Below are 1,110 nucleotides of genomic sequence, written 5' to 3'. Positions count from 1 at the left end.
GTGCGGTGGATGGGGGCGTGGTGCCGGCGGGCGCCTCTGGTGAGGACGGGGTGAGCGGGGGCGTAGGGGAGGAGCGCGGCGCGGGCGGAGGTGCGGTACGGGAGGTCCACAGGGTGCCGGCGGCCCAGGCGATGGAGGCCGCCACGACCGCCAGGGACCACGCGGACCAGCCCTGGTCGCCGGTCGAGCCCGCGACGAGCACGACCAACACCCCCGCGAACCCGATCAGCAGCCGCGCCAGGCTCGCCCCAGAAGGCCGGTCCCCGAGGAACGCGCGCAGCACCACGATCCACAGCGGGATGGCGGCGACCAGCAGCGCGGCGCTGCCCGCGGTAACGTGCCGCATCGCGACCGCGATCGTGCCCTGCGCACCGAGCAGGCACGTGCCGGTGCCCGCGGCGACCGCGACCTGGCGGCGGCTCAGCTCGCGCAGCCACGCCGGCCGGGCGGCGGCCAGCACCCCTCCGGCCACCAGGAAGATCGCTCCTGAGGCGAGCAGCGGAGGCAGGGTCTTCACCATCACCCGCATCGCAGGGAACGACGAACCCCAGCACAGCCACAACAACACCATCGCCGTCACCACTCTGGACATGTAGCCAAGGCTATGGTGACCTGCTCTTATGCGTCCAACGACTTGTATTCATGAGATCCATGAGCCCGTATCATGACGAGATGGAGATCGGCATCGGACATGTCGAAGCGCTGCTCGCCATCGACGAGCACGGAAGCTTCACCCGGGCCGGTGAGGCACTCGGGCTCACGCAGTCGGCGGTCAGCCGCGCCATCGCCGCCCTCGAACGCCGTCTCGCCGCGCCGGTCGTACACCGGGGCCAGGCCGGGGCGTCACTGACGGCGCTGGGGCGCGAGGCGGCCGCCCACGGACGTGCCGCGGTCGAGCACCTGCACGCCATCGAAGCGCTCGCCGACCGCGAGCCACTGCCCCGGCTCCGGGTCGGAGCGGTCTCCAGCGCACTCGTACGGCTCGTCCCACAGACCCTGGTCCGGCTCGGCCAGGAACCCCCGGCACTGGTCGTCCAGGGGGAGGACGACGAACTCGCCTCCTGGCTCGCCACCGGCACCATTGACCTCGCCATCACCACCACCCCCCAC

At 72.2% G+C, this 1,110-nt stretch carries 2 protein-coding genes; one reads left to right on the top strand and one right to left on the bottom strand.

Going from position 1 to position 1,110, the window contains the following annotated elements:
- A partial coding sequence (locus ITP53_RS55485) for an EamA family transporter (RefSeq protein WP_207757782.1) occupies positions 1 to 592 on the bottom strand: 592 nt, incomplete at its 3' end.
- 80 nt (positions 593 to 672) lie between these two features.
- Here ITP53_RS55485 and ITP53_RS55480 point away from each other — a divergent pair.
- A partial coding sequence (locus tag ITP53_RS55480) for a LysR family transcriptional regulator (protein WP_195903509.1) occupies positions 673 to 1,110 on the top strand: 438 nt, incomplete at its 3' end.

The sequence above is a fragment of the Nonomuraea cypriaca genome (assembly GCF_015645445.1).
Lineage (GTDB): Bacteria > Actinomycetota > Actinomycetes > Streptosporangiales > Streptosporangiaceae > Nonomuraea > Nonomuraea cypriaca.
This window is presented reverse-complemented; position numbering and strand designations above follow the sequence as displayed.